The 22,484-nt window shown below is 44.0% G+C and carries 28 protein-coding genes; 2 read left to right on the top strand and 26 right to left on the bottom strand.

Translation table 11 applies throughout. The features are described from left to right. Positions 1-244: 244 nt before the first annotated feature. The 4 genes from aspS to QQZ12_RS10930 all read right to left on the bottom strand — a co-directional run bounded on the left by aspS (position 245) and on the right by QQZ12_RS10930 (position 5,288). Positions 245-1,570 carry an aspartate--tRNA(Asn) ligase gene (gene aspS, locus QQZ12_RS10915; protein ID WP_284724431.1) on the bottom strand — a complete coding sequence of 442 codons (1,326 nt, stop codon included), beginning with the start codon at positions 1,568-1,570 and terminating at the stop codon, positions 245-247. Positions 1,571-1,700: 130 nt separating this feature from the next. Beyond that, a complete protein-coding gene (locus tag QQZ12_RS10920) occupies positions 1,701-2,738 on the bottom strand; it encodes an alanine racemase (protein ID WP_102991159.1) in 1,038 nt (345 codons plus the stop codon). After that, positions 2,731-4,239 carry a hypothetical protein gene (locus QQZ12_RS10925; RefSeq protein WP_102991158.1) on the bottom strand — a complete coding sequence of 503 codons (1,509 nt, stop codon included), beginning with the start codon at positions 4,237-4,239 and terminating at the stop codon, positions 2,731-2,733. Before QQZ12_RS10925 ends, QQZ12_RS10920 begins: the two co-directional genes overlap by 8 nt. Further along, entirely contained in the window at positions 4,239-5,288 is a 1,050-nt protein-coding gene (locus QQZ12_RS10930) for a PLP-dependent cysteine synthase family protein (protein WP_102991157.1), read from the bottom strand. The genes QQZ12_RS10925 and QQZ12_RS10930 overlap by 1 nt, the downstream gene beginning before the upstream one ends. Before the next feature lie 49 nt (positions 5,289-5,337). On the opposite strand from QQZ12_RS10930, the gene QQZ12_RS10935 reads away from it, so the two are divergent. Further along, complete coding sequence (locus QQZ12_RS10935) at positions 5,338-6,612, top strand: tetratricopeptide repeat protein (protein ID WP_284724432.1); 1,275 nt, start codon at positions 5,338-5,340, stop codon at positions 6,610-6,612. A 133-nt stretch (positions 6,613-6,745) separates the two neighbouring features. Here the strand turns inward: QQZ12_RS10935 and QQZ12_RS10940 are convergent, their stop codons facing one another. From QQZ12_RS10940 to QQZ12_RS11025, 18 genes are all read right to left on the bottom strand, one after another. Next, a complete protein-coding gene (locus tag QQZ12_RS10940) occupies positions 6,746-7,477 on the bottom strand; it encodes an N-acetylmuramoyl-L-alanine amidase family protein (RefSeq protein ID WP_102991152.1) in 732 nt (243 codons plus the stop codon). 126 nt (positions 7,478-7,603) lie between these two features. Further along, positions 7,604-7,801 carry a hypothetical protein gene (locus tag QQZ12_RS10945; RefSeq protein ID WP_102991151.1) on the bottom strand — a complete coding sequence of 66 codons (198 nt, stop codon included), beginning with the start codon at positions 7,799-7,801 and terminating at the stop codon, positions 7,604-7,606. Between the two features lie 16 nt (positions 7,802-7,817). Continuing rightward, a complete protein-coding gene (locus QQZ12_RS10950; RefSeq protein ID WP_102991150.1) occupies positions 7,818-8,126 on the bottom strand; it encodes a hemolysin XhlA family protein in 309 nt (102 codons plus the stop codon). Positions 8,127-8,176: 50 nt separating this feature from the next. After that, on the bottom strand, positions 8,177-8,509 hold the full coding sequence (locus QQZ12_RS10955; protein WP_102991149.1) for a hypothetical protein: 333 nt from the start codon (positions 8,507-8,509) through the stop codon (positions 8,177-8,179). Positions 8,510-8,520: 11 nt separating this feature from the next. After that, positions 8,521-9,414, bottom strand: a complete 894-nt coding sequence (locus QQZ12_RS10960; protein ID WP_284724433.1) for a hypothetical protein — start codon at positions 9,412-9,414, stop codon at positions 8,521-8,523. Between the two features lie 4 nt (positions 9,415-9,418). Continuing rightward, a complete protein-coding gene (locus QQZ12_RS10965; protein ID WP_102991147.1) occupies positions 9,419-10,567 on the bottom strand; it encodes a siphovirus ReqiPepy6 Gp37-like family protein in 1,149 nt (382 codons plus the stop codon). 4 nt (positions 10,568-10,571) lie between these two features. After that, positions 10,572-11,438, bottom strand: coding sequence for a phage distal tail protein (locus QQZ12_RS10970; protein ID WP_284724434.1), 867 nt, complete (start codon positions 11,436-11,438; stop codon positions 10,572-10,574). Continuing rightward, the gene (locus QQZ12_RS10975; protein WP_284724435.1) at positions 11,431-13,086 is read right to left on the bottom strand and encodes a tape measure protein; all 1,656 of its coding nucleotides are present in this window, start codon (positions 13,084-13,086) and stop codon (positions 11,431-11,433) included. The genes QQZ12_RS10970 and QQZ12_RS10975 overlap by 8 nt, the downstream gene beginning before the upstream one ends. Beyond that, positions 13,041-13,547 (bottom strand): hypothetical protein, encoded by a 507-nt coding sequence (locus QQZ12_RS10980; RefSeq protein ID WP_284724436.1) that lies wholly within the window; start codon positions 13,545-13,547, stop codon positions 13,041-13,043. Before QQZ12_RS10980 ends, QQZ12_RS10975 begins: the two co-directional genes overlap by 46 nt. 258 nt (positions 13,548-13,805) lie before the next feature. After that, positions 13,806-14,129 (bottom strand): hypothetical protein, encoded by a 324-nt coding sequence (locus QQZ12_RS10985; protein ID WP_284724437.1) that lies wholly within the window; start codon positions 14,127-14,129, stop codon positions 13,806-13,808. An 11-nt stretch (positions 14,130-14,140) separates the two neighbouring features. Beyond that, positions 14,141-14,623: a phage tail tube protein gene (locus tag QQZ12_RS10990; protein ID WP_284724438.1), complete on the bottom strand. Its 483-nt coding sequence runs from the start codon at positions 14,621-14,623 to the stop codon at positions 14,141-14,143. Next, positions 14,616-15,011 (bottom strand): minor capsid protein, encoded by a 396-nt coding sequence (locus QQZ12_RS10995; RefSeq protein ID WP_284724439.1) that lies wholly within the window; start codon positions 15,009-15,011, stop codon positions 14,616-14,618. Before QQZ12_RS10995 ends, QQZ12_RS10990 begins: the two co-directional genes overlap by 8 nt. A 14-nt stretch (positions 15,012-15,025) precedes the next feature. Continuing rightward, a complete protein-coding gene (locus QQZ12_RS11000) occupies positions 15,026-15,370 on the bottom strand; it encodes a hypothetical protein (RefSeq protein ID WP_284724440.1) in 345 nt (114 codons plus the stop codon). After that, positions 15,367-15,669 carry a hypothetical protein gene (locus QQZ12_RS11005; protein WP_284724441.1) on the bottom strand — a complete coding sequence of 101 codons (303 nt, stop codon included), beginning with the start codon at positions 15,667-15,669 and terminating at the stop codon, positions 15,367-15,369. The genes QQZ12_RS11000 and QQZ12_RS11005 overlap by 4 nt, the downstream gene beginning before the upstream one ends. Continuing rightward, positions 15,669-16,055, bottom strand: coding sequence for a hypothetical protein (locus QQZ12_RS11010; RefSeq protein WP_102991144.1), 387 nt, complete (start codon positions 16,053-16,055; stop codon positions 15,669-15,671). Before QQZ12_RS11010 ends, QQZ12_RS11005 begins: the two co-directional genes overlap by 1 nt. Then, positions 16,052-16,198, bottom strand: a complete 147-nt coding sequence (locus tag QQZ12_RS11015; protein WP_189318933.1) for a hypothetical protein — start codon at positions 16,196-16,198, stop codon at positions 16,052-16,054. The genes QQZ12_RS11010 and QQZ12_RS11015 overlap by 4 nt, the downstream gene beginning before the upstream one ends. A 14-nt stretch (positions 16,199-16,212) precedes the next feature. Beyond that, a complete protein-coding gene (locus QQZ12_RS11020; protein ID WP_102991143.1) occupies positions 16,213-17,049 on the bottom strand; it encodes a phage major capsid protein in 837 nt (278 codons plus the stop codon). Between the two features lie 11 nt (positions 17,050-17,060). Continuing rightward, positions 17,061-17,633, bottom strand: coding sequence for a phage scaffolding protein (locus QQZ12_RS11025; RefSeq protein ID WP_102991142.1), 573 nt, complete (start codon positions 17,631-17,633; stop codon positions 17,061-17,063). A gap of 98 nt (positions 17,634-17,731) precedes the next feature. Between QQZ12_RS11025 and QQZ12_RS11030 the strand changes: the two genes are divergently transcribed. After that, a complete protein-coding gene (locus QQZ12_RS11030; protein WP_102991141.1) occupies positions 17,732-18,070 on the top strand; it encodes a hypothetical protein in 339 nt (112 codons plus the stop codon). Positions 18,071-18,102: 32 nt separating this feature from the next. Here the strand turns inward: QQZ12_RS11030 and QQZ12_RS11035 are convergent, their stop codons facing one another. The 4 genes from QQZ12_RS11035 to QQZ12_RS11050 are packed head-to-tail and all read right to left on the bottom strand — an operon-like array spanning position 18,103 to position 22,424. Beyond that, positions 18,103-19,185: a phage minor capsid protein gene (locus tag QQZ12_RS11035; protein WP_102991140.1), complete on the bottom strand. Its 1,083-nt coding sequence runs from the start codon at positions 19,183-19,185 to the stop codon at positions 18,103-18,105. Continuing rightward, positions 19,185-20,696: a phage portal protein gene (locus QQZ12_RS11040; protein ID WP_102991139.1), complete on the bottom strand. Its 1,512-nt coding sequence runs from the start codon at positions 20,694-20,696 to the stop codon at positions 19,185-19,187. Before QQZ12_RS11040 ends, QQZ12_RS11035 begins: the two co-directional genes overlap by 1 nt. Positions 20,697-20,698: 2 nt before the next feature. After that, positions 20,699-21,961 carry a PBSX family phage terminase large subunit gene (locus tag QQZ12_RS11045; RefSeq protein WP_284724442.1) on the bottom strand — a complete coding sequence of 421 codons (1,263 nt, stop codon included), beginning with the start codon at positions 21,959-21,961 and terminating at the stop codon, positions 20,699-20,701. Next, entirely contained in the window at positions 21,954-22,424 is a 471-nt protein-coding gene (locus QQZ12_RS11050; RefSeq protein ID WP_284724443.1) for an RNA polymerase sigma factor sigma-70 region 4 domain-containing protein, read from the bottom strand. The genes QQZ12_RS11045 and QQZ12_RS11050 overlap by 8 nt, the downstream gene beginning before the upstream one ends. Positions 22,425-22,484: the final 60 nt, after the last annotated feature.

Genomic DNA, 22,484 nt, shown 5'->3' on the forward strand with positions numbered 1-22,484 from the left:
TCGATACGCACGCTACAGGGGGCTTGCAAAAATTCAAGAGCAATGCCTCCTAACTGCTGTGGCTCAAAACATAAAAAAGTTGGCTATGCTGCTTTTGAGAGCAGGTAAGGGAGGTGGTTTTAAGTTTATATGGGTTGATATTCATCCATTAATTGTTTATATCCCTTTTATATACCAAAACCCTGCGATCAACAAAGTTGATTCGCAGGGTTTGTCAACATTCTCAGACTCTATAAAGAGTCTTTTATGGTGTAACCCTATTAATGTCTCTAGGAAACAAGCTTGTATTTCTAACGTTTTGAAAACCTAATAATTGCATGGTTAACCTTTCCAAACCCATCCCAAAGCCTCCATGCGGCGGCAATCCATGTTTATGAATCATCAAAAACGATTGCAAATCATCAGGGTTAAGGCTCTTTTTCTCGATTTTCTTCAATTGCTCGTTATAATCATGAATGCGTTGCCCACCGGTTGTAATCTCTAATCCATTTAACAACAGGTCAAAACTTAGCGTATAATTTGGATCGTTTGGATCGTCCATAGCATAGAAAGGTCGTTTACTGGATGGGAAATGCGTCACAAAGATAAATGGGCAGTTATATTCCTTCTTTGCAAATTCACACAACAAACGCTCTTCCTCTGGTTCCAAATCCTCGAAATCGGCGATATTACGCTCAAACTTTTCAGCAAGAATTTCTTTCGCTTCCATAAACTTTACACTGGGTATCTGATCAATCTTTTGCAGAGTTACTTTTAAAAGTTCTAACTCATTCTTGTACTCCGAGTCTAGCAGCTCAAATATATGCTTAAATAGGTCAGTTTCAAGATTCATGATATCCTCGAAGCCCTTAATAAACCCCATTTCAATATCTAGGGACACATATTCATTTAAATGTCTCGATGTGTTATGTTTTTCCGCTCTGAATACAGGTCCGACTTCAAAAACTCGCTCAAAAACGCCAACCATCATTTGTTTATAAAACTGTGGACTTTGAGCAAGAAATACCTCTTTTCCAAAATAGTCAAGTGTAAAAATGTTTGAACCACCTTCAGCGCCAGCGCCTACAATTTTGGGGGAATGAATTTCCGTGAATGATTGTTTTTGTAAATAATCTCTAAATCCACGAACAATACCCTCTTGCAATTTAAAAATAGCCCGCTCACGAGGATTACGTAGTGCCAGGGGTCTGTATTGAAGGTTTGTATCTAAGTTGACATCTAGTTTTTTGTAATTAATGATGATGGGCATTTCTTCGTAGGGTTTCGATAGCACTTCTACATAATGCATTTGAATCTCACAGCCTATAGGGGATCGTTGATCTTCAACTACTAATCCTTTAACCACTATGGAAGAACCTTCGCTGATGGAGTTTAGATCAAACTTAGAGAACTCAACAGAATAAACCGTTTGCATCAGGTCTCTTGCAGATCGTAATATGACGAAAGCAAAGCCACTCATCTTGCGTATTTTATGAACGGTTCCTTGAACTTTAACAACTTGTCCAATATGACTTTTTGCTTCTGAAAATCTTATCGCTTCTGACTCGATTTTCCCCTTAATGAAGTCCATTTCCTATATCAACTCCGATACAATTCGAATTATTTAATAAATTGTATTATAAAAACAGCTTTGCATCAAGAAATCTTTGATTTTTTAGGCTCTTGTTACCTACAACCAATGTCTTATCTAATTTGCGTATTCAAACATAGTGTCTATAGATTAGTGGTGATAGTGAAGAGTAAATTTCATCAACATCAACACTCAAATTTAAAGCTAGTTTGTGTATCGAGTTGAATTTATCAAACAAAACTATACTTTCCCTTCGAATAAATACTTCTTCCTCGCAATATAACCAACTTGTATTCATGCAAGGATAGCAAGGAAGTACAAATTTTTTTCTCTCAATGAAAATAGGGGTTTGATTCTCAAACATTTGAGCGAAAGAAGGAAAGTCACCATAACCGATCGCTACCAACAAGCATGTTCCTTTTGATAGTTTTACACGGCTGGATGTATACCCCACATGAATTGGTTCTCTAATTAGAGTTTTAGACAAAATCCGGGCATGTAATTCAAGACAAGGTTCTGTTACCCTATTTCTTGATCCTAATAACTCCATTAATAACCTTACTTCCAAAAAAGGAAAGTGGAGATTGGGCTTATTTATAATATTGCTTCCGCCGATATTCATGGACATATTGTTTTTCTTTGTCCACTGATAAATTTCATTTATAACAGCTTCTTCCTTAGCATTTATTGATTCATTAAGGTGAATGAGAACCCCTTTGCAGGCGTGAACCTTGGGTAAAGACATAGCCTCTTCTTTAGATAATCCGTGAAGCCCTAAAAAGGGGTCTATTCTGACATAACTCTTTGCTTCATAACCTTTCCTTAGAACAAAAGCCCAATCTTCCTTTTTCATCACCGTAATATACAAATTTGAATGTTCCCCCAACTGTGTCAGAATCCAAGGATCATCATTTAATACTGGGTATAGTATCAAAACGGGTTTCGAATCTCGAACAATCTGTACAAATCTCTGATAATCTCTCCAATCATTTAAGACAAATGATAGATTTTCATTTGCAAGATGCGATAGTAAAGACATTCCAAATCCATATACGTTATTCTTACACACCATAAATAAAGAGGATCTATACGGTAATTGTTTCGTTAGTTTTCTTATATTGCTTTTTATCGTGTCTAAGCTAATCCGTAAATACAAATTATTATTCATAGCCATTGCCCTTCATTACACGTTGTACCGTTCGTTTATTCAACCATATGCGAAACAATTCCGTATCAGGAACTTGGAGGGATGGACCGTCTTTAATAAATAAGGTCTCCCATTGCTGTTTTTCCAAATCATAAACAGGCCAATTGCCATAACAAGCTAATACAGGATGCACCCTATCCCAATGATAATCCTCTTCGAATGGAAGCCAAGGCACATTTCCTTCAACCAGTCTATCCTTTAAGCATCGATTATAATCAATGGCAATGAGAGAAATAATTTGGCTTTGTACCTCTTCCCATTTCTGTTCATCTTTTTCAAACTTGAAATTAAGATGCGGAACCTTAATCTGTGGAACATTATATTTTTCCTTCAGTATCTCAATGAATGGGCCAGAAAACTTGGTGGATTCAACATCCACCAAGCTATATTGGCTCCAATTAATATCTGGGTGTTGATTGATTGACTGCCAAGCATACAATGATCCAAACAAGAAGTTGCCACTTTCAATCTTTAAAGTAGGCGACCAAGAAAGATAGTCCTGATTAAAACAATACTCAAATATAAACTTTAATCTCTGGCATTTAGGACAGCACCCACAAGGTTTTCCCTGGAACAGATATGAATGCCAACAAGAATCCAATTCCATTAATTTCTCGATCCCCAATATCTTGGACAAAACTTGATATACTCCAACAGTGTGTAAAGATGCGATTGGAGAGATGAGCTTGAAATTGACAACATTTAATGCATGAAACAAATCCATCAGGATTTTTAATGAACAATATGTTTCAGTTGGAACTAAATCACACAACCCCTCGTTGGGAAAAGTATGAATTACATCCCATGGTAGCCCCACAGCAAGATAGGCTGGCTTACTGGAATTGAGATCAAAGTAAGGAGCCGCAAACGTCACATGAATATCATCGGCTTGATGAAAAGACACATTACCCAATTGGCGATTTGCTCCTACCACAGATACTTTGTAATATTCCTCTGGTTGACTCAAGACAAAATTGATGTGACCTTCTTCGCTATGTTGGTCATTGTCATAAGTAACTAAGTAATGAACTGTTTTGACCTGTGCAACATCCAATAGAATCTGGCATAGTGTCGAATCTTTTCCACCTGTGTATCCCAAGAAATACGCATTTGAATCAAGGTAAAAAAATGGGGTTTGCTGTTCATCGCCAATCTTTTTAAACAACAAAGATGCAGTTGGACGGCCATACAAGTGAGTGTATGTTCTGGTAACTAAATCATAGTGTTGTTGAATATAGATTACTACTCTAGGGTCCAAATCGTCCGATAAAACAACTTCTTGTGCAAAACAAAGATCAATTGTAGCCCAAGATAACAACGTCGCTCGAACAAGTTCAATTCCTATTGGGTGAGGTTTCTTCTCTGACAAAAACTGATAACGCCCAAGATGTACCTGATCCGCCCAAGCATCAACATAGACATTTCCCTTATCAAGGGTACTTTGCAAACGTACAGATAACATCAGGCTATCTCCACCTTTTTGGGGAATTGGGCAATCGTCTTCGCAATTTGCTGCCTTAACTCGTCATCTGACTTTCCATCCAGTCTAATGTCATGTTGTTCGAGGTAATCTGGGTTGAATAGTGTATCGATGTATTTTAAACCACAATCGGGTAGTACCGTCGTAATAATCGGCTCTGGATTAATAACTTCTGTTCTTTCGAAAAATTTTTTAATCCCGGCTAATACACATCCTGAAGATGTTCCTGCGCAAATTTGCTCACGATCTAATAGTTCATAACATAACCGGAAAGAATCTATATCTTTTACAGATATGATGTCATCGACAACGGAAAAGTCCATATTTTGGGAAATAAAGTTATCACTGATTGAATGAATGAGATGATCGGAATATAGTGGGGTTTTTTGGAGGAATGTATCACGATAAATCCCGCCTTCTGGTTCTACACCAATAACTTTAATACTTGGATTTTTTTCTTTAAGATATCTACCGATCCCGGAAATAGTCCCTCCAGTACCAATAGTAGAAAAAAAGTAATCAATCTTACCTCTCAATTGTTCATACAACTCTGGGCCTGTTGTCTGATAATGTGCAAGTGGATTGTTGATGTCAACAAATTGATCAATAAGGACAGAATTTTTTATTTCTTGGCTTAAACTCTTTGCTACCCATACATAACCGCCTTCTTCATCCGAAGGAACATCCGAATCACAAACAACAACATGCGCACCATAAGACTTTAGTAACGCAATTTTTTCTATAGAAACTGAATCAAAAACAGTGCATATAAGATTTAGTTGATTAATCTTACATGCCAAGCACAAACCAAGTCCCGTATTCCCACTTGTAGCAGCAATAACTGTATTGCCTGGATGAATTTTTTTCTTTCGAACGGCTTCTTGAATCATATAATATGCTGGACGATCCTTTATTGAGAAAGTGGGATTGAGGTACTCCAATTTAGCAAACACATTTAAGTCTCGAAACAAACGACTTATCCTCATCATAGGCGTATTTCCCAAAAAGGATTCAATCCCTTCAAATATCACCAAACCACTCCTTTTACTATAAAGGAGAATAAAAGAACTTCACAAAACGATGGATGAATTACAAGATCATACAATATCAAAGGGTACGATTTCCAATATTGAAAAAGCGAAAGGCAAAGTATCCCCAAAAACCCTTGAAATCTATTTAGACAAATTAGAACTAACTGAGGATGAAGTTCTACGGAGAGTTAAAATAGTGCAAGAGGAAATGAATGAGTATTACGACCAGTTGGAGGCAATTGAAACAATTCTTAACAGGGGTTTTTTAGATACGGCTAAAAAACAGCTAGAACGGTTTCAACTTGAAGAATACCACCCGTTAACCCCATTTCTATTTTTCTTACAAGGTCGGATTTGTTTTGAGGAAAAAGACATAAAGAAAGCGGAGGATAACTTCCACACTGCAATTAAACTTTGTAAGGATTATAGATTGAATCCAAAAGACAATCTAATTGCTGCTTGTTATGCAGAATTAGGCCGATCACGCCATAAACAAGATGACATGAAAAAAGCTATTAAATTCGTTGATCAAGGCCTCTCTAATTATGACGAAACAAAAGGAAAAAGAGAAATCAAGTTCAGATTATTAGGAAACAAAACCCTTTACCTGTTAAAATCGTCCCAAAATGATCAAGCATCTTGGTTATTGGACAAAGTTTGGACTGAGGTGGAAGGGAATTTTTATGATGACTACTCTGTATTAAATCTGTATAAATTCAGGTCAATGTTTTTGCGGGATAAAAAACTATATGACGAGGCTCATCAATGCTGTCACAAAGGCATGCAAATTGCCAGGAACCATTGGAGCCATAGAATAGGACGCTATCTCGATTTTCTGATCATATCAGGTAGCATTTATTTAAAACAGGGAGAACTCAAAAAGGCACTAGACCGATTTCAATTAGCATTAGACTCTGATGTAGATTACCGCGCACCTCGAAGACATATGGATGCCCACACATACCTCGGTATTCTATTCAACACTAAAAAAAAGTGGTCCGAGGCTACCATTCACTTAGACGAAGCGATCAGAATCGGACGTGAAGAATCAGATGCTTTTCGTCTAGTAAAAGCACTGATCGTTAGAGGGAATGTATATTTTCTTCAAGATCAATTTTCAGAGGCTCTTCCATATTACGAAGAAGCTGTAGAGATTTCTAAAAAGTATGGGTACAAACAAAGGGAATATACAGCTTTATTGAAATCAGCGGATTGTTTTGATAATCTAGACGAGAAGGAACGACGCCGTGATTGCTTAGATAGTATGTATCGCCTTCAAAAAGACCTTCAGATAAAAAGTGAGGATGAGATCTATGAAGTATAACCTTTTCATTTCTTCATCCATGGTCGGCGACGACGATGATGATGACTAGACAACCATAAGTTATAACAGAATTCATTTAAATACGTTATTAAACAAACAGGGGAGTATTTAACATCTCCCCTGTTTTTAGTTATTACAGCTTTGTAAGATATATTTTATTTGCGTTCTTATCAATTGCTTTAATTACAGCCTCAGCAATTTTACCCTCATAAGCTGTATCATAAATCAGCTTTCCGTTTACCTCCACTCGATACATCGGCTTCGGTTTGGTTACTTTCTTTTTCAAACCAAGTGCCTCTGCCAATCCTTCAACAATTGCCGCTGCCAATCCATCCAAGAACTTTGGATCGCGCAACAGCTTATTTTCTTTTGGATTGTCAATGAACAGACATTCCAGTAGTACCGCAGGCATCCGGGTATCACGCAAAACGGCAATTCGAGAACGCGCCGCCTGACTATCATTTTTAGCCGGGTTTCCATGCGCACCAATTCCATAACCCTTGAGATAAGACAATACCTGATCATTAATCACTTTTTGGATTTGTTTGGTCCGAGCCGGTGCGTTATGAGCCACAAATGACTCAAAGCCCGAACCTCCCCCCGCATTACAATGCAGAGATAAAAAGAAGTCAGCGTTTTTGCTATTTGCAAAAGCAATTCTTTTGCGCAGTCCCTCTGGCGGTGCCGGATAGGTTGGAGAAGTGTTCTTATTCCGAGTCATTGACGTAGCCGCATTCGCATAATCACCAAGATAGTTATTAACCAACTCCGCAAGCCGTAAGGCTACGTCTGCCTCCTTCAAACCATAATCAACTGCGCCAGAATCTTTCCCACCATGTCCTGGGTCAATTACAATCAAGTTCATAAATGAATCCTCCCCTTTTTGATAAATGAAAAGGGAACAGCTCCGCGTTTCGCGCCGCTCTCCTTCGTCGATCAGCCGCTTTCACTTGGAGGTGTTCCCTTGCGCTAATCCACAGCACTTAGACTATCAATTAATCGCTTTTGGGTTGTACACAAAAATCCCCAATGCAACGGCAAGGCCACAGAATGAGTTAAAGACCGTCTCATAAACCGCCCATTGTTCGGGTGCAATATTCAAGCCTAAAGCACCTAGTAGCAATTTAACAAACGCGAAAAGCAATCCCCATACTTTCGGATCACGCAGTCTCAGCATGATATTTTGCATTTTTATTTAACCTCCATTAGATCGATTTTTGAGCAAAAGAAAAGAGCGCCATTATAGCGCCCGTAACCAATGCCCCAATCACCACGCGCCATAGCCAGACTTGCTGGCTCTCCACTTTTTGCGCGATGTTATACGCTTCATCCGCTTTGTAAAGGGCCTCTCTTGCTCTTTCCTCCGTTTGGCCCACGCCTTCCAGCTTGGATTCCATCACACTGAGGCGAGTAAGAATCTGCTGTGACGTGGTACGAAACTCATTCCCTATGTCTTGGATCGATTCATACATTTCTTTAACGGAAATAAAAAAGCCCGCATCCTTTTCCTGCAATTAGACCACCACCTTAAAAAACGATGGGGTAAACTTTTGTTACCCCACCCCTAAACCACCCATTCCAATAAAGCCGCTTTTAATTCATTTAACTTTGCCTTTAACTCGTCAGTGGATTGGGCACCATCAAAATCAATTTGGTCAATCTTTTCCTGTGGCGTCATTGGTGGGGGTGGGGCCGTAGGAATGTGGGCATTGACTACCGCGCTCACTAATTCTTCCGTCACGGTTTCATCTACTTCTATCGTTACATCTAAACAAAATCCTACCTCTGCATTTGGATCAGGCGTTCCAAACATCGTAATGGGTTGAATGGATGCCGCTATGAATTCGTCATATAGCTTGGAAATGAAATTCCCTTTCTCATAGAAATATCGTGGCATTGTCTCACCCCCTAATAAACAATATTGATAGGGGCCATCCATGTGGCCGCCGCTTCAACTAGGTTAATCGTCATGTTACTCCCAGAATCCTGCATTCCTTGAATCTGAATAAAGTCCCCCTTTGCCATTTTTGCGATTCCTGTGCATGAGAGATCAAGAGCCGAACCATTTGTGTAAACTTGATTCACCGCTACAATATAGAAACCATTATGCAACAGCCTTACCCCCCGGCGACTAGCAGCCGCACCCCCGACAAATTGCACCCTTCCATAAATAAAGAAAAAACCATCCTGCGGCGCGATGATTCTGCTCAAATCACTTTGATCCATCATACTGGTGGTGGTATACCACGATGTGGTTTCGATACTTAGCGTTGTATAGTTTCCGCTACTGGTTAGCACTTGCGTAGCTGTGGAAACTCTTTTCGTTGATGGGGCCAGCGCATATGGAATGGTAAATTCCCGTAAATCCTTGATGATAAATTGAGAGGCGTCTGTGGCCCCATTGGGAATGGTCAGTTGTGCCAAAGGGATTTCCCAAATGGTTGCCGTTTGGGTTAATGTAGTCGAGTTTTCCAAGATGGCATATATAATGGTATTGGCGGTGAAATCCGCTCGCAGAACGACTGTATCCGTTCGATTTGCCCCCGTGTTGTTGGGACTGATCGACATTAAATAATCACTGCCTGAGTGTTTGAAAAGGTGGCCCTGTATATAGGCATACCCATTAGAAATTCTGATATGGAGACCCGTTCCCGCTGTAACGGATAGGTCAGAATCCTTGGTGTCCATGATCGATCCCCGCGCGATCACGCCAGGACTGCGGAAGAACTTCATCAAGTCTCGCCAATCCGCTTCTAAGCTGGCCTGAGAATCCCAAGGGAAACTTTTTAATGTGGCTGGCATCTTCTCACCTTCTTTCCAAATTTCCAAGCCTTGCTTCTAAATTGCGATATTGATCAAAGAGCCGAAAACGGGTACCCACTCCGGGAGTGCCCACTTGTGGCACGATTTGCTCCCCGTCTTTGCTAAGGATCAACGTGATAGAGCGGATCACGTCTTGAATCTTTTCCTTTTTAATCTCTACGGTGCAACGATCCCCCAAGTCATAATCCAGAAGGTAGCGAGTTGGGAAAACATCCAACGGTGAAATTTCTAATCCCGTCTTTTCCGTATTATCAGTAAGAGCCTTAACCAACGCTTGTAACAATTCGTCTTTGTCGCTTGTGCTTCGATGATCCACAAACATCTCAATGGTTCCGTACAGGCTCCGGCTTGGCTCATCTCCACTATATTGGAAAGTCCGGGCTTCCTTCTCACCGCCGCCTCCAACGATGCCAAAATTAGCCGTAGGTGCTTCCACACTGTAGCGGTATGGCCCAAGGTTGCCGCGATCCCTTGAGAAAACAACTACATTGGACTTCTCATTGGGTCGATACACTTGAAATTCCAATACCTTGTTATTGATTTGGATCACGCGGAATCCCAATCCCCCACCCGTCACCCCCGCTTCTTGGAGCTTGGAAACGAGTGGATGAAGGCGAGAACGGATTGTCACCGTTTGCCCCCGTTGTTTATCGGAAGCCGTGGTAAGACCGGGAATTCGCCTCGATGCGGATGCTTCTTCTGCCGCATTCTTTCTAACAAGGTGAATCATGGCCGATTCTGCTGGCCCTTTGAACATGTCATAATCATAGCCCGCCCCGGCAATCGAGTAATAAGGTGGTGGAAACGCCAGTCTTGCCGCTAACAAGCCATTATCATCCACACCATAGAAGGTATAACCATCATCCTCTTTTTGCTCATCCTTTAACTCAAAATTTTTGATAGGGCCGGAAAAAATAGGGGCACCGTCTCGCGTGACAAGAATCCCGGCAATTCCTCCGCCTTGCCGCCTCACTTCCAACAACAATTCCACATCCGGCGAATCAAGGGGGAGTTCCAGCGTCCATTTCCCCACGTCATTAAACTTCATGACCATCTCCAATTTTGTAAAGTGAGTAATAGAGCCTACCCGGTCTAAATTTCGATCTCTGATCCACAGTTCATACAACGGCATAGCATCAAACTCCTAAGTAACGCTCTTGAAAAGAAAGTTCTATTTTTGAATCCGCCGTGGCCCCGGACATCTCTACCCGGACGATGTTGGCCCCGGCTCCAATCTTCCACAGTGTAGAGCCAAAGGCTAAAGACGGATAAAGGCTTGTCCCATCATCCGGTTCAATTACTCTCTGTTTGGTGTCTATCGTGATATATTGGCCCTGCGTTAATGTGACATTGTTAAAAGCCAATGAATACCCGGTAGTCAAATTAATGATTTTCGGATTCTGACCCGGTCCGATGATCTTCCACACCGGGAACGTTTCAATATCTCCCCCGTTTGTAATCGTGATTTCCCCCGTAACGGCTTCACTTCCCAAGCGAAGTGGAAGCAACGGAAACCACTTGGGCGGGTTGCTGTCAATTTGGAATGAAGCCGAAAAAATGTTATTGGAATAGAAAAAAGGATCGAAAGCCCGAAACGTGAGCGTCATTTTCCGCCACGCTGCCATGTCGTTGGCAGAGGTTTGTCCTTCCATCCCTTTGGCATACACACAATGGACGTACCTTTCTATTCCATCCGGCGCGATCACCTTTAACCTTCCGATCCCTTTGTAACTATTGAACATGGTCCGCAACTGCCGCACCTTTTGGAATAGATCAGCGCGGTTTTGTCCAAACAGAACCACATCAATATCCATCTCACGCAGTGGCGTTCGCACCATCTTCAGTTGCGTCCCATAATCAAACGGTATATCACTTTCTACATATTCAAAGTCAGCCATATCAAAGCCGCGCCATCCAGCCACATCTAACCACCCTTGCCCCGTCAATTCTTGCTCCTGACTGTCAGGCATAATCCAGATGATCCGTTCAATGTTGTCAACCATATAGCCATTCCAACCTTTGCAATTCGTTAGAGATCAGCTTTTCTGATGGCTGATTAGACCCATAAACATGAAAAGTATATTGGTTGTTTTGGGTAGATGTGGGCATTGGTGATGAAGATGAATGGCGAATATCGGGAATCCCCGCCGCTGCTAGACCGTTTGCGGCCCGCGATACCATTAAGGCGGATTTCTCTATACCAAGTGCCAATCCTTGGCCTACATAGGCACCAAGTTTAAAAGTCACACGAGATGGTGAGTGAATATCCAGCGCGCTTTTTATCGTATTTTTAACGGTACTTGCAATGGATTGGGCTTTGCGAACGACGGCACCCATCAAGGAACTTAACCCATTAAGAAGCCCCTGAATGATATTCCTCCCGATCCCATAAAGGTTGATCCCACGAAGATAAGAAACCGCACTGCCCCATCTTGAGCGAATCGCGCCCAATACATTTGACATGGAAATAGAGACAATGGAACGAATCGAACTCCAATTCCCAGTAACTACGGATTTTAAAATCTGAGAAACACTTTTAACAACGGATGAAATTATGGGAAACCGAGCTTGCACCAGTCCAACCACAAAGTTTACCCAGGAAGTAAAAGCACTGCGAAGGCCCGACCACATGGATTTAATAAGGGCAAGCCCGCCTGAAACGAGTGCTTTAAACCCTTTCAAGATTCGCCCTAAGAACAACAGGTTCATAAGATTCCAGATGAATTCCTCCGCACCAGAAAAAAGCTGTTTTGTTCCGGCCCACATCGCGGAAAAATTCCCGGTGAACAGTCCGGCAAACAGCTTGACCAACCCCAATATCACATTTAAAGCCCCACTCACTATGCCTTTTACGTTTTCCCAGATGCTCACAATTAAAAACTGGACTATCGGCATCACCACAGAAACAATCGCCTGTATCCCAGTAAATACATTGCGGGTGGCTTGCAAAATCATTTCCCCGTTCTGAGTCCAAAAGGTTTGTATCTGTGTCGCAATCCCCTGCACAAAGGTAAGAACAGCCTGAAGTGCCGGAGTAATGACAGGCAGAAGCGCCGCAAATGCTTGGCCCAAGAGACTACCCAACTTGCCAAAAACAGCACCGACAAAAACAAAAAAAGACTGAAGCAATTGAAATAGTTGCGTCAGTCCGGGAGCAAGCGATTGAAATGAGTTTTTAAGGCTTTCCACGGCCCCTTTACTTTGGGTAAACCCACTAATGAAACCTTGTACCAATGTCACGATGGGCACATGCGAGAAGGCTTCACTCAATGCATTTCCTGCACTCCCTAAAATGGATGGCAGTTGTTGCACCATCTTGATGAGACCAGGCAATTGACCTTTGATCCTTTCAAAAAGTGGTTTAGTCATTTGGGCCGACACTTGTTTCCATGTATCATTCAATGTTGCCATCAATCCGTTAAAGGTGGTGGCTTGTTTGGCCATCGACCCACCAAAGGATTTTTCCATTCCGCCAATCAGTTTAGGCAAAGCATCTGAGGCCATCAGCTTCCCCTGCTCGGATAACTTCATTACCTCTTTGACACTTAATCCCATCGCATCGGCCAACAACTGCCAACTGGGGATTCCCCTTTCCGCCAGTTGCATCATTTCCTCAGCAGAAATTTTCCCCTTGGCCCCGATTTGGAACAAGGCCATTGAGCCCCTTGCAACTCTTCCTGACCCCCGACTGCGGAAACCGCGTCGCCCACAATCGTGAGGGTCTTTGTCAATTCCTTTCCTTGGAACCCGGCCATGTGAAGCAACTTCGCGGCCTTGTCCAGCCCTTCAAACTCGAACGGGGTTTTGGCGGCGAGTTGTTGCAGGTCTTTCATGGTTTGGGCCGCTATTTCTTGGGATTTGGTCAGCGTTTCCCATGCAATAGCCGACTGCTCCAGCATGGCGTTGTATTGGACTCCCGTTGTTACCGCTTGAGACATGGCGGCAACCCCCGCGCCAATTGCCACAGTAATGGCAGAACCCACCGCCGCCATTGCCCCCGTTGCTACAGCCCCAAACTTGCTAAACTGAACCCCTAACCCATTGATCTGCTGATCGGCGCCGCGATCATCAATTTTAAGCGTTGCGTAAAGCTCCCCAACCTGAAGGGCCATTTACTCACCTCCCCCGCACAAAGTTTAAAAACTCCTGTTCCGCTTCGTCGTGATCCGTTATTTTTTCGTCATGCTCGCTGAACGCTTGCAGGGTTCGACTCTCTCCACTCAGACCAAGTAACAGAGACACAAAACGCCGGAATGTCATCCCATCCAACGACTGAACAAGATTGATCCCATATTCCCGTTGAAAATCGGCCTCCACCAAGTACCAATGTTCAATGGCAAAGCCGAAAAAATCTTTACCGTGGGGCCGTCCTACTTTCCCACTGGCCCTTGCTCCGTCATGGACTTGGATTGTTCCTCAATCACAAGGCGCAATAGTTGGGTTAATTGGTCAAAACTTAACTTTTTAGATATTTCCACAAGGGTCTCGCTTGAAAAGATCCCTTCCAGCATGTCCACCGTCTCTTGCATACTCAATTCCGCGCCTTTCCCCTTGCGTTGCTCAAGTGAAATGACTTTAAGCATCAGATCAGCACGCGGAGCCGCCGGAATCGCATAGTTTTTGCCACCAACTTTAATTTGAATGGATTTTTGCTCACTCTCTTGAATAAAAGAATCAAAATCAATAAATGACATCTGTTTTCCTCCTAGTCGTTAAACTCGGTCAAGTCTGTTGCCGTTGGGGTAAACTCTTCAATTTTCCCATCGATCACCCATGAAAAGTTCCAACTGGCAATGTCATTGGTTCCCCCACCCATGTCTGAAATGGAGGGAGCGCCTAAGATATAAAAGCCGTGCTTCTTGGATGGGGTAATCATCTTTAGCCTCGTCTGGGCGGCTTGGTCCAACTCTTTCGCCAATTTATCAATCAAGGCCTGTCCCGCGTCCCGCTCACCCGTTGCAATGTCCTCCAAGTAATTGGCCTCAAACTCCAGTTTCCAACCGCGTTGCACGACCATTTGCCCTTTAAATCCTTGCTTACAAAAACTGTTGGTTTCTGCCGTCTCATCTTCCCCGCCAAATTTAAACGACGTGATTCCACACAATTTAAGCCACTTGGGGGTGGTGGGATCAGTCAATTTGTCTTCAATGGAGAAGAGGAATTTTGACGCAACCATCTCTTTACCCATCGGTCATTTCCTCCAATCTGACGACAAAATTAATTGAGAATTCATGGCGTCCATTTCGATCCACGCCAATGTGTGCCGGAGGATAAGAAAGAATCAAAGAAACATAATTCCCTTCCGGCATCAGATAACCGGAAAAGTGGTTCACCGCCTGATAAATGGCATACGCTTTTTCTCCAGCCGCTAAGCTGTTGATGGCCCGGACAAGAATTTGCACATGCTGGCGAAAGTAGATGCGTTTGCCGTTGATCGATTCGGCATGACTCCCACCTGTGGCATAGATTGCAATCACTTCATCAGGAGCCGGCGGCAAAGCATGAATAAAAATGTTTCCACTTGTTCCGGTTGCATCAAAAAAGCCCAATCTCTTCGTTTGAAGAAACTGGGCCATCTGTTCCAATATCCTCATGTTCCCACACGACCTTTAATCGCTTGTTGTGCTGTTTTGACAATCTCCCCTTGTTTTTGATTCGCCACATCTTCCAACCATTTGCCCTTGCGCCCGTTCTGGAATCGGTATTCCGGGTGTTCGTGCAAACGGCGAGCATAAGGAGTGTTGTAGGATACGCAGCCCGACAAGATGGATTCATCAAACGACGCAACACCCGAACGGAGCAAGGTTCCCTCATTTAGCGGCACATCCTCATTGGCAAGAGCCAACATCTTTTCTGTTCCGGCAATCACGCCATCCAATAACGCACTTCTGAAGCGGGCCAAGCCTGTCCGATCCGGTTTGAATCGAAATGTCATTGCAAATACACCTCAATATGGGATAAATCAAAATCACATTGCTCGGCCACGCTGATCACCTCAAATTCCTGACCCCGAAAAATCACCATTGATCCGGTGGTTATAATGATTGGCACATCAAAAAAAGCCCGGTATCTCGCCACGATCTCCGCGCCTTTCTCATTTCTTATTAGTTGGTTATATGGTTCAATCCGGCACCTTCCATTAATGGGATCACCATAGATAGGCCCATATGCACCATGTCCAAGCAGTGGTTTTACTTGGGCCGAGTGGATCAACAAAAAGGGAAAAATCCGCATTAATACCAAGCCCCCTTTGTTGTAAGTAATCCCGCTTTCATCAGGTACTTAATCGCAATGGGGTTGTATTGGGAAATAGCCCCACCCCCGCCATCTGATCCAGACTTGCCGGAAAAGGAAAAGTTCCCGATGCTGACTGAACCAATCACGCCGACCGCCACATCAAACCCCTCGCTAAAATTGCCGATGTAAGATGCTTGGGCCAAGGTTGCCAGCTTTAACGCCTCTTTCTGTGCCTCTGTTACATTGGATAGATCATCCACTATAGGCACCGTCACCAGCAGGCCAATGGATTCAGAAGCACGCTCTAATAACCACACGGCATTGGGGAAGTCTTTCCCCGTGTATTGCTTCAACTCTTCCGGTGTGGCAAAGACGGGAATCATCCCTTGTCACTCTTCTTGCTTGATTTGGTTGGTTGTGGCGGCTCCACTTCTTGGTATGTTCGATCTTTTTCCAAACGTTCTACATGATCCGGGTCAATTACTTCCCATGCATGGCCCGTTTCCGTGTTCATAAACCAAGGCATTCACATGACCCCCTTTATGATTTATTAGCCGTTAGAACAGCCAGAGCTTTCGGCTTTACTGCTTTGGCACCATATAAGGACAAGCCTTTAACCGCATCGGCAAAGCGCTTTTCTGGGCGGTAAGCTTCGATCTTGGTCAACTGTGAAGCGAAGGTAATCGCTGACGTGTGACCCGCTATGATCTTATATTTGGCTCCCGATGCGTTCGGCACATTGTTTGACGTGTACACATCAAAACCAGCCGCACGGCCGATAAAACCATTTTGCAATATCTGACCCCCCAAGGCGGTGGCCCGGATAAAGCGATCATCTTTTAATAGAAGGCCGTGATACCATTCCGGCACAACCACCCATCGATTGGTTCGCGGAATATCATTTTCGGAAAGAACCACCGACAAATCAACAAGGTAGTCATAGGCAGAATCCTTGGTAGGCACAATCGGCGTAGTATCGTTCCCGATTGCACTAACCGCATCCGTATATAGATTAGCGATGAATCGATCTTTCACATCAGCCAGTGCATAAGAGGCTTCTTCCATCGCCTTTTGCATGATTTTTGGGTTTTGTTGGGCGCGATCAACATCATCAACTTGGAAGTTAAAGGCTTTCGCCTGGTCAATCACCAGCGCTCTTGTCCCATCACTTAACGTTTCCGGCCCAGCCATATCTGTGTTTTTTGTATAATCAAAGACACTAATAGGGCCGACATTTTGAATGTGGACTGTATCCCCGTATTCCCGAATTTCCCCCTCATAGTCGGTGTTTACCAAGTTCCCGTAAACAAGGTTTTTCCGCAGATTTTCTAAAAGCTGTGCAGACCATATTTCTGGGATAAAGTTATCAATAGCCATTTAAATGCCTCCTATCGATTTAACAAATGGTTGAGTTCCCCCGCCGCCAAAGCACGGTTGACCTCTTCCGGCGGCATCCGCTTTAAATCCTCGCGAGTGATCCGACGGTTCCCGTTTTCTTGGAAGGATTGGCCGCCCTTGCTCGGTGGCTGCTGTTCCTCTTTAGCTTGCTGGCGAATCAAGTAAGGTTTTTCTTGGGCCAATGCATCAAGCGCCTCCCGGACGCCTTTCACACTGCCATCCTCGCCAATCTCCACCCCTTCCCGGCTCATCAGGGTAAAAGCGGCATCCGCATCCACTATGCCCAGTTCTGCCGCGATGGACTTTACCTCGGCTTTCAATAGGCTTTGTTGCACCTTTTCTTTCCACTGGTTGATTTGTTGCTCAAAATCGCCGTCTGGGCTGATCCCAAGCTGAGAAACCACGTTTTGCCTAAATGCTTCAAATTGATCTTTGATCTCTTTCGCTTTGGTTCGGTACTTGGCCGATTCAGCACGAAGAGATTTGACATATTCCTCATTAAAGACTTTACTTTCAGATTCAAGTGAAACAGCTAATTCATTTTCATGTGGCTGATGCTCCATCTCAAAAGACCTCCCAACTTTTTAAGTTGCTATTAGGCAGGATTACTAGTTGTCACGAAGAAGACAAAAAATGTAAAAGATAATTTTGGGGTGATAAAATGCCTTACAAAAGAACTGCTGTCTATATAGAAAACGAATTTTTCGGCCATATCAAAGAACTCCCCGGCGTTTTGGGCAGTTATCATAAAAGACACCCACTAGATTTTAAGAAAAGGTCTGGAATACCTGTCGACTTAAAGCTTCAAAAATTGATGTATGAAGATCTTTTAGACCTTAGTAAACAAAATAACTGCACCATTGAAGAGTTAATTATCCTTTTTGTCGCGGAAGTTATGTACAAAACAATTTCCAACGACATTAAAGCCGAAAAACAGCAAAAACAAATCAAAAAAAATAATTCCCCTTCTATGCAAGGAGAGTTAATGCTATTTACCTAAATCAACCTATGGAAAAACGGTTGATTTCTTTTTTATCGGGCCTGCCCAATCTGTTCACGACCATAATCACGGCGTCTGTCGGTTTCTTTAATGAATGTCCTCATTATTGCCTGCCATTCTCTTACCTTGGCCCGTGCCCTTTTGCATTCTTCTACTGTTAAAGCCACCGCTTCCCGTTGCTTCCATTTGCGGATTTGACGTTCAATATAGCGTTGTTTCTGCCGCTCTTTATATGCACCTTCTCTTACATCCACTTGCTCAATCGGTTCGCCCTCAAAATAAGCGGAAACCGAATGGCGGCAATTGGGATGTAACAAGCCATTGTTTATTGCCACTTGTAATGGCCTGTATTTTGGATGGTTGCCAGAAATGCTAAACACTTTTCCTTGCCACGGCTTGCATAACGGCGATGGATCAGGATGGGCCGACACTTTCACTAGGCCATGTTCATTGTGGTTTAAACGGTCAATATGGCCTTTGATCTGCGCTCGCGCCACGGCTGACCGCGTTGCCATCTCCGTATAGGAAGCCATATCCCAAGAACGGCCCGACCGATCTATAAACGAAGTGATCCCCTGATCAGCAAGGTCATTTAACAACCGTTGCGCCCCTTGCCGTCTATTATCCACTCCGGTTATAACCCCCATTGCGGAACGGGTCACGATCTCCCGGTATTTGGCCCCTAACGCATTTAACATAATATCGTGTGTTGCTGTTAATGTGGAAATAAGTTCTCCGGCCAATTGCTCCACAGCGAGCGTATGGATTTGCGTAAAAGAGATTGAATAGGGGATTTGTTCGGCCCGATTGAGCGCGTTTTTTAAACTGTTTGGCGATCTCACTCGCTCAACGTCTGCCTCTGCCGCCTCAATGCCCATTTCATAAGCCTTTTGCACCACTTCATAAACGGCATGGGGAGTAAAAACCCCTAATTCCCCCATGATCCGGCGCAACTCACGGTCTAATTGGGCCGCAATCTCGATCTGCCGCTCCGGGTATCTCATCCCCTGTTGGATCGCCTTTTTCAGCAACGTTAAAAGCCGTAATTGCATATCAATATAAAGGTTACTGACGGCTTCATAAAGCCGCTGCTCGTCATAACCACTAATAGGCATTATTCGCTCACCATCTGCATTTCCGGCATGGTCTCGCTGAACGAAGCCAGCCCCAACACTTCGGGATCAGTGAGGGCCATGCCGTTTTCCTGTTTGATCCGTTCCACTTCCTCTTTGATTTGTGATTCGGACCATGTGGGATTCAACCACCGAACCGCCGTTTCAATGGAAAGCGCCTTGGCCTGTTGCAACTGGTTCACCACGGCAGAAAGCTGGCTCATGTCCGTTTCGATGCTATCCGAAAACTCAAGGTCTACCGTAGTAGTTAAGTCATAAGCGGCGCCCAAATGGGTATTGGCAATGGTTCGCATGATATGGATCATGTCCACAATCGCCTTTTTTGCTAGACGTTTCTTTTTAGCAGCCAGCATGAGAGACTTTCTTTCCCTCGCGCTGATCTCTGTTGCCGTCACCGCCGCCTGATCCCCCATTAGTCCAAAACTGGACGGGCTATATCCCGCAATCGTGATAATTTGCCGGATTAGGTTTATGGCCGTTTGCTCATGCTCCTGACACCTAATATTGAATTGCGTCGCGGTGAGGCTGTTCACATCAAACGCCGTGACACCCTGAAGCTTAACGTAAACCTCCCCGTCTACATCAAAAGCGCTGTTCCCCATTTCGTCAAAATCCATCATGGTTTCGGGAACATGGATTCGCGATTTTGCTAGTCGAATATCCCTTAACCAAGAACCATACACTTCATCCAATGCATCAAAGAGCGTTTCCAGCCCTGCGAAATCGCTCATTCCTAGTCCTAACCCGCGAAATTGGCGATTAGGCAACCGATTGGGAAGATAGCGACAGGCAACACCTTTCCAACCCGTATGGACTTGTGGTTGAATATAGGCCGTTTCTTCGTATTGAGTAAGCGGCACCTCTTGGCCCAACTGCGTAGATGTTCCAATATGGGCCGATGACAAGATATTCCCTTGGTGATCGTATTTTTCAATCAACCAAAGATATTGACCTGGTGTGATTTCTCTCACCCGTTTATAAAAAATCACGCTCATCAAAAGGCCATTCCGAAACACCGGAACCGCATTTTCTGGCGGCGTGACTGTAAGGATTGGATATTCGCTTAATTCCTTATCCCATATGGGTTTTAAGAAAACACCACCAAGCGCGGCGGCCATCTCAAACGCTTCTAACAACCGAGCGTTCACATCACATTGCTCAATCATATCAAGAAGTTTTTCTTGCTCCACCTGCAATAGTGGGTTGCTTTCCTCTTGCTTGGCCTCTTTGATGCACCATGTCGGCGGCTCTCCCATGATCAAATCACCCGACAATTGAGCCAAAGCCGCAGGTACAGGAACATGGATGGCCTTTTTATGATCCTTATTTGCTCTGGCCCAATACCAACCGGGATGGCCCGCATAAAACTCTCGAAGGAACAAAGGATCGCCGCTATACCATGCCGCGTGTTCCATCATCTTGTCATAGATGCGTTGCCAATCTAGCGGGCTTCCCCAATCTGTATAGGCGTTGTAAATATCATTAATAATCATGCTTATCCTCTCCGCATAAACAAATGCTTCATCGTATAGGCACAGTAGCGGACGGCGTCCAATGTGTGATCATGTTGCTTCACGGGCCGATCCTCGCCGCGCTCTTGGCTTCGTTCGTCCCATACATAAGCGTGAACTTCTTCAAGGAAGTGTCTACACCTCGACTGCACAAAAAAACGGTCTGTCTCCATGAGGGAGGCAACCGTTTCGATACCCGGAACGACGTCATTTTTTGCGGGGCCAATCTTCCGGCGTTCCGATGGTGGCAACTTGTTATAAAGCTCCATCAGAAACGCCTGAGCGCTTGGATCGATCAGGATAAATTCAATAGGCCATGAATGACGGGAATAGAACTTGATAAACTCCTTAACATACTGGCTCGGTGATTTCTTCAGCCCGTCCCGCCCACTATGGTAAAACTCATCAATGACATGGAAGCGGCCCATGCTATCCAGCCCACATAACATGAATGTGGTCGCGTTACTATTCCCATAATCCACCCCAATCCACGTCTTCACAATGTTCTGTGGCAACTCCTTCAACACATGGCGGCCCTCGTCGAACATCGAATAAATGACGCCTTCCGCAGTGACCCACTGACCCAAAATGTTCCGTTTATAGAACACACCGCTAAATTGCCGCTTTAACCGTTCCTTTACGGATTCGCTAAGGCTCAAGTTATCGTCCAGCAAGAAGTGAAGGCGAACCAACTTTCTTTCTTGGGCCTGATCAATAAAGTCAACTTTGAACCAATGCCTTGGCCCCTTGGGGTTGCAGTTAAAGAACAACTTGGCCCCCGGCACCGAACAACGGCCAATACACTGATCAACAAACGAGCGCGGCATGAGAGCCACTTCATCCAAGTAAACGCCCGCCGCCGTCAATCCTTGGACAGCATCTTGGGATTTCTCGTTTGATCCCCCAAACAGGTAATAAATGTTGCTCCCAATTTGGATATGCCGATCTTCTGCCGAACGGACATATTTATACTTGATCCCTTTGGCAGTCAAAATATCAAACATGGGCTTAAGGACGTTTCGGTTTAAAGCGCCCACCGAGCGGCCCGCAATGATAAACGCTTGACCCTCAAAACAGGCAAGTGACCACATCAAGAAACTATCAATCATGGCTATCGTTTTCCCGGCCCTAATGCTACCCTCCGCAATCACGCCATCATAATGAGCAAATGGGCTTTCCGGCATCCACCACATAAGCAGTTGCTTCTGCTTTTTGGAGAACGGTTTAAACTGGAATCCCTTATTCATCGTTGAACACGTCTTTCACTTCACCACGTAAAGCATCCAAGTAAATTTGCACATTGGGCGCTTCTGGTGCTTTGTTCTTTTGCTCCAGTTCTTGCCGCTTGAGTTCGATTTCTTGGCCCTTAAATTCAAGCTCTTTCTCCCGGTTGATCTTATCCCAAAGGGTGCCAATGACAATGGCGCTATCTCTCGCGTTAGTCTTCTGAATCAACTCAGGATTATACACGTGTTCGATGTAAGCATTAATCACTGACCAAGCTTTTTCTATATGCTCTTTCTTTTTTTGGTTTCTTAGTTCTTCGAATTGATCCGCCGGAGAATTCTTAACAACTTTATGAACCGTACTCACGGAAACATTAAACATTCGAGCGGTTTCACTGAGGTTTCCACAACTTGCATAATGAGCAATAATTGCTTCCCGCGTTTTTTCATCCAGTTTCTTTCCTCTACGGCCCACTACATCCACACCACCTCACCATAAACAAAGCGCCCTTTTCAGAGCGCCTTGTTAGTAATGTATACGATT

Source organism: Laceyella tengchongensis, assembly GCF_900182735.1.
Classification (GTDB): domain Bacteria; phylum Bacillota; class Bacilli; order Thermoactinomycetales; family Thermoactinomycetaceae; genus Laceyella; species Laceyella tengchongensis.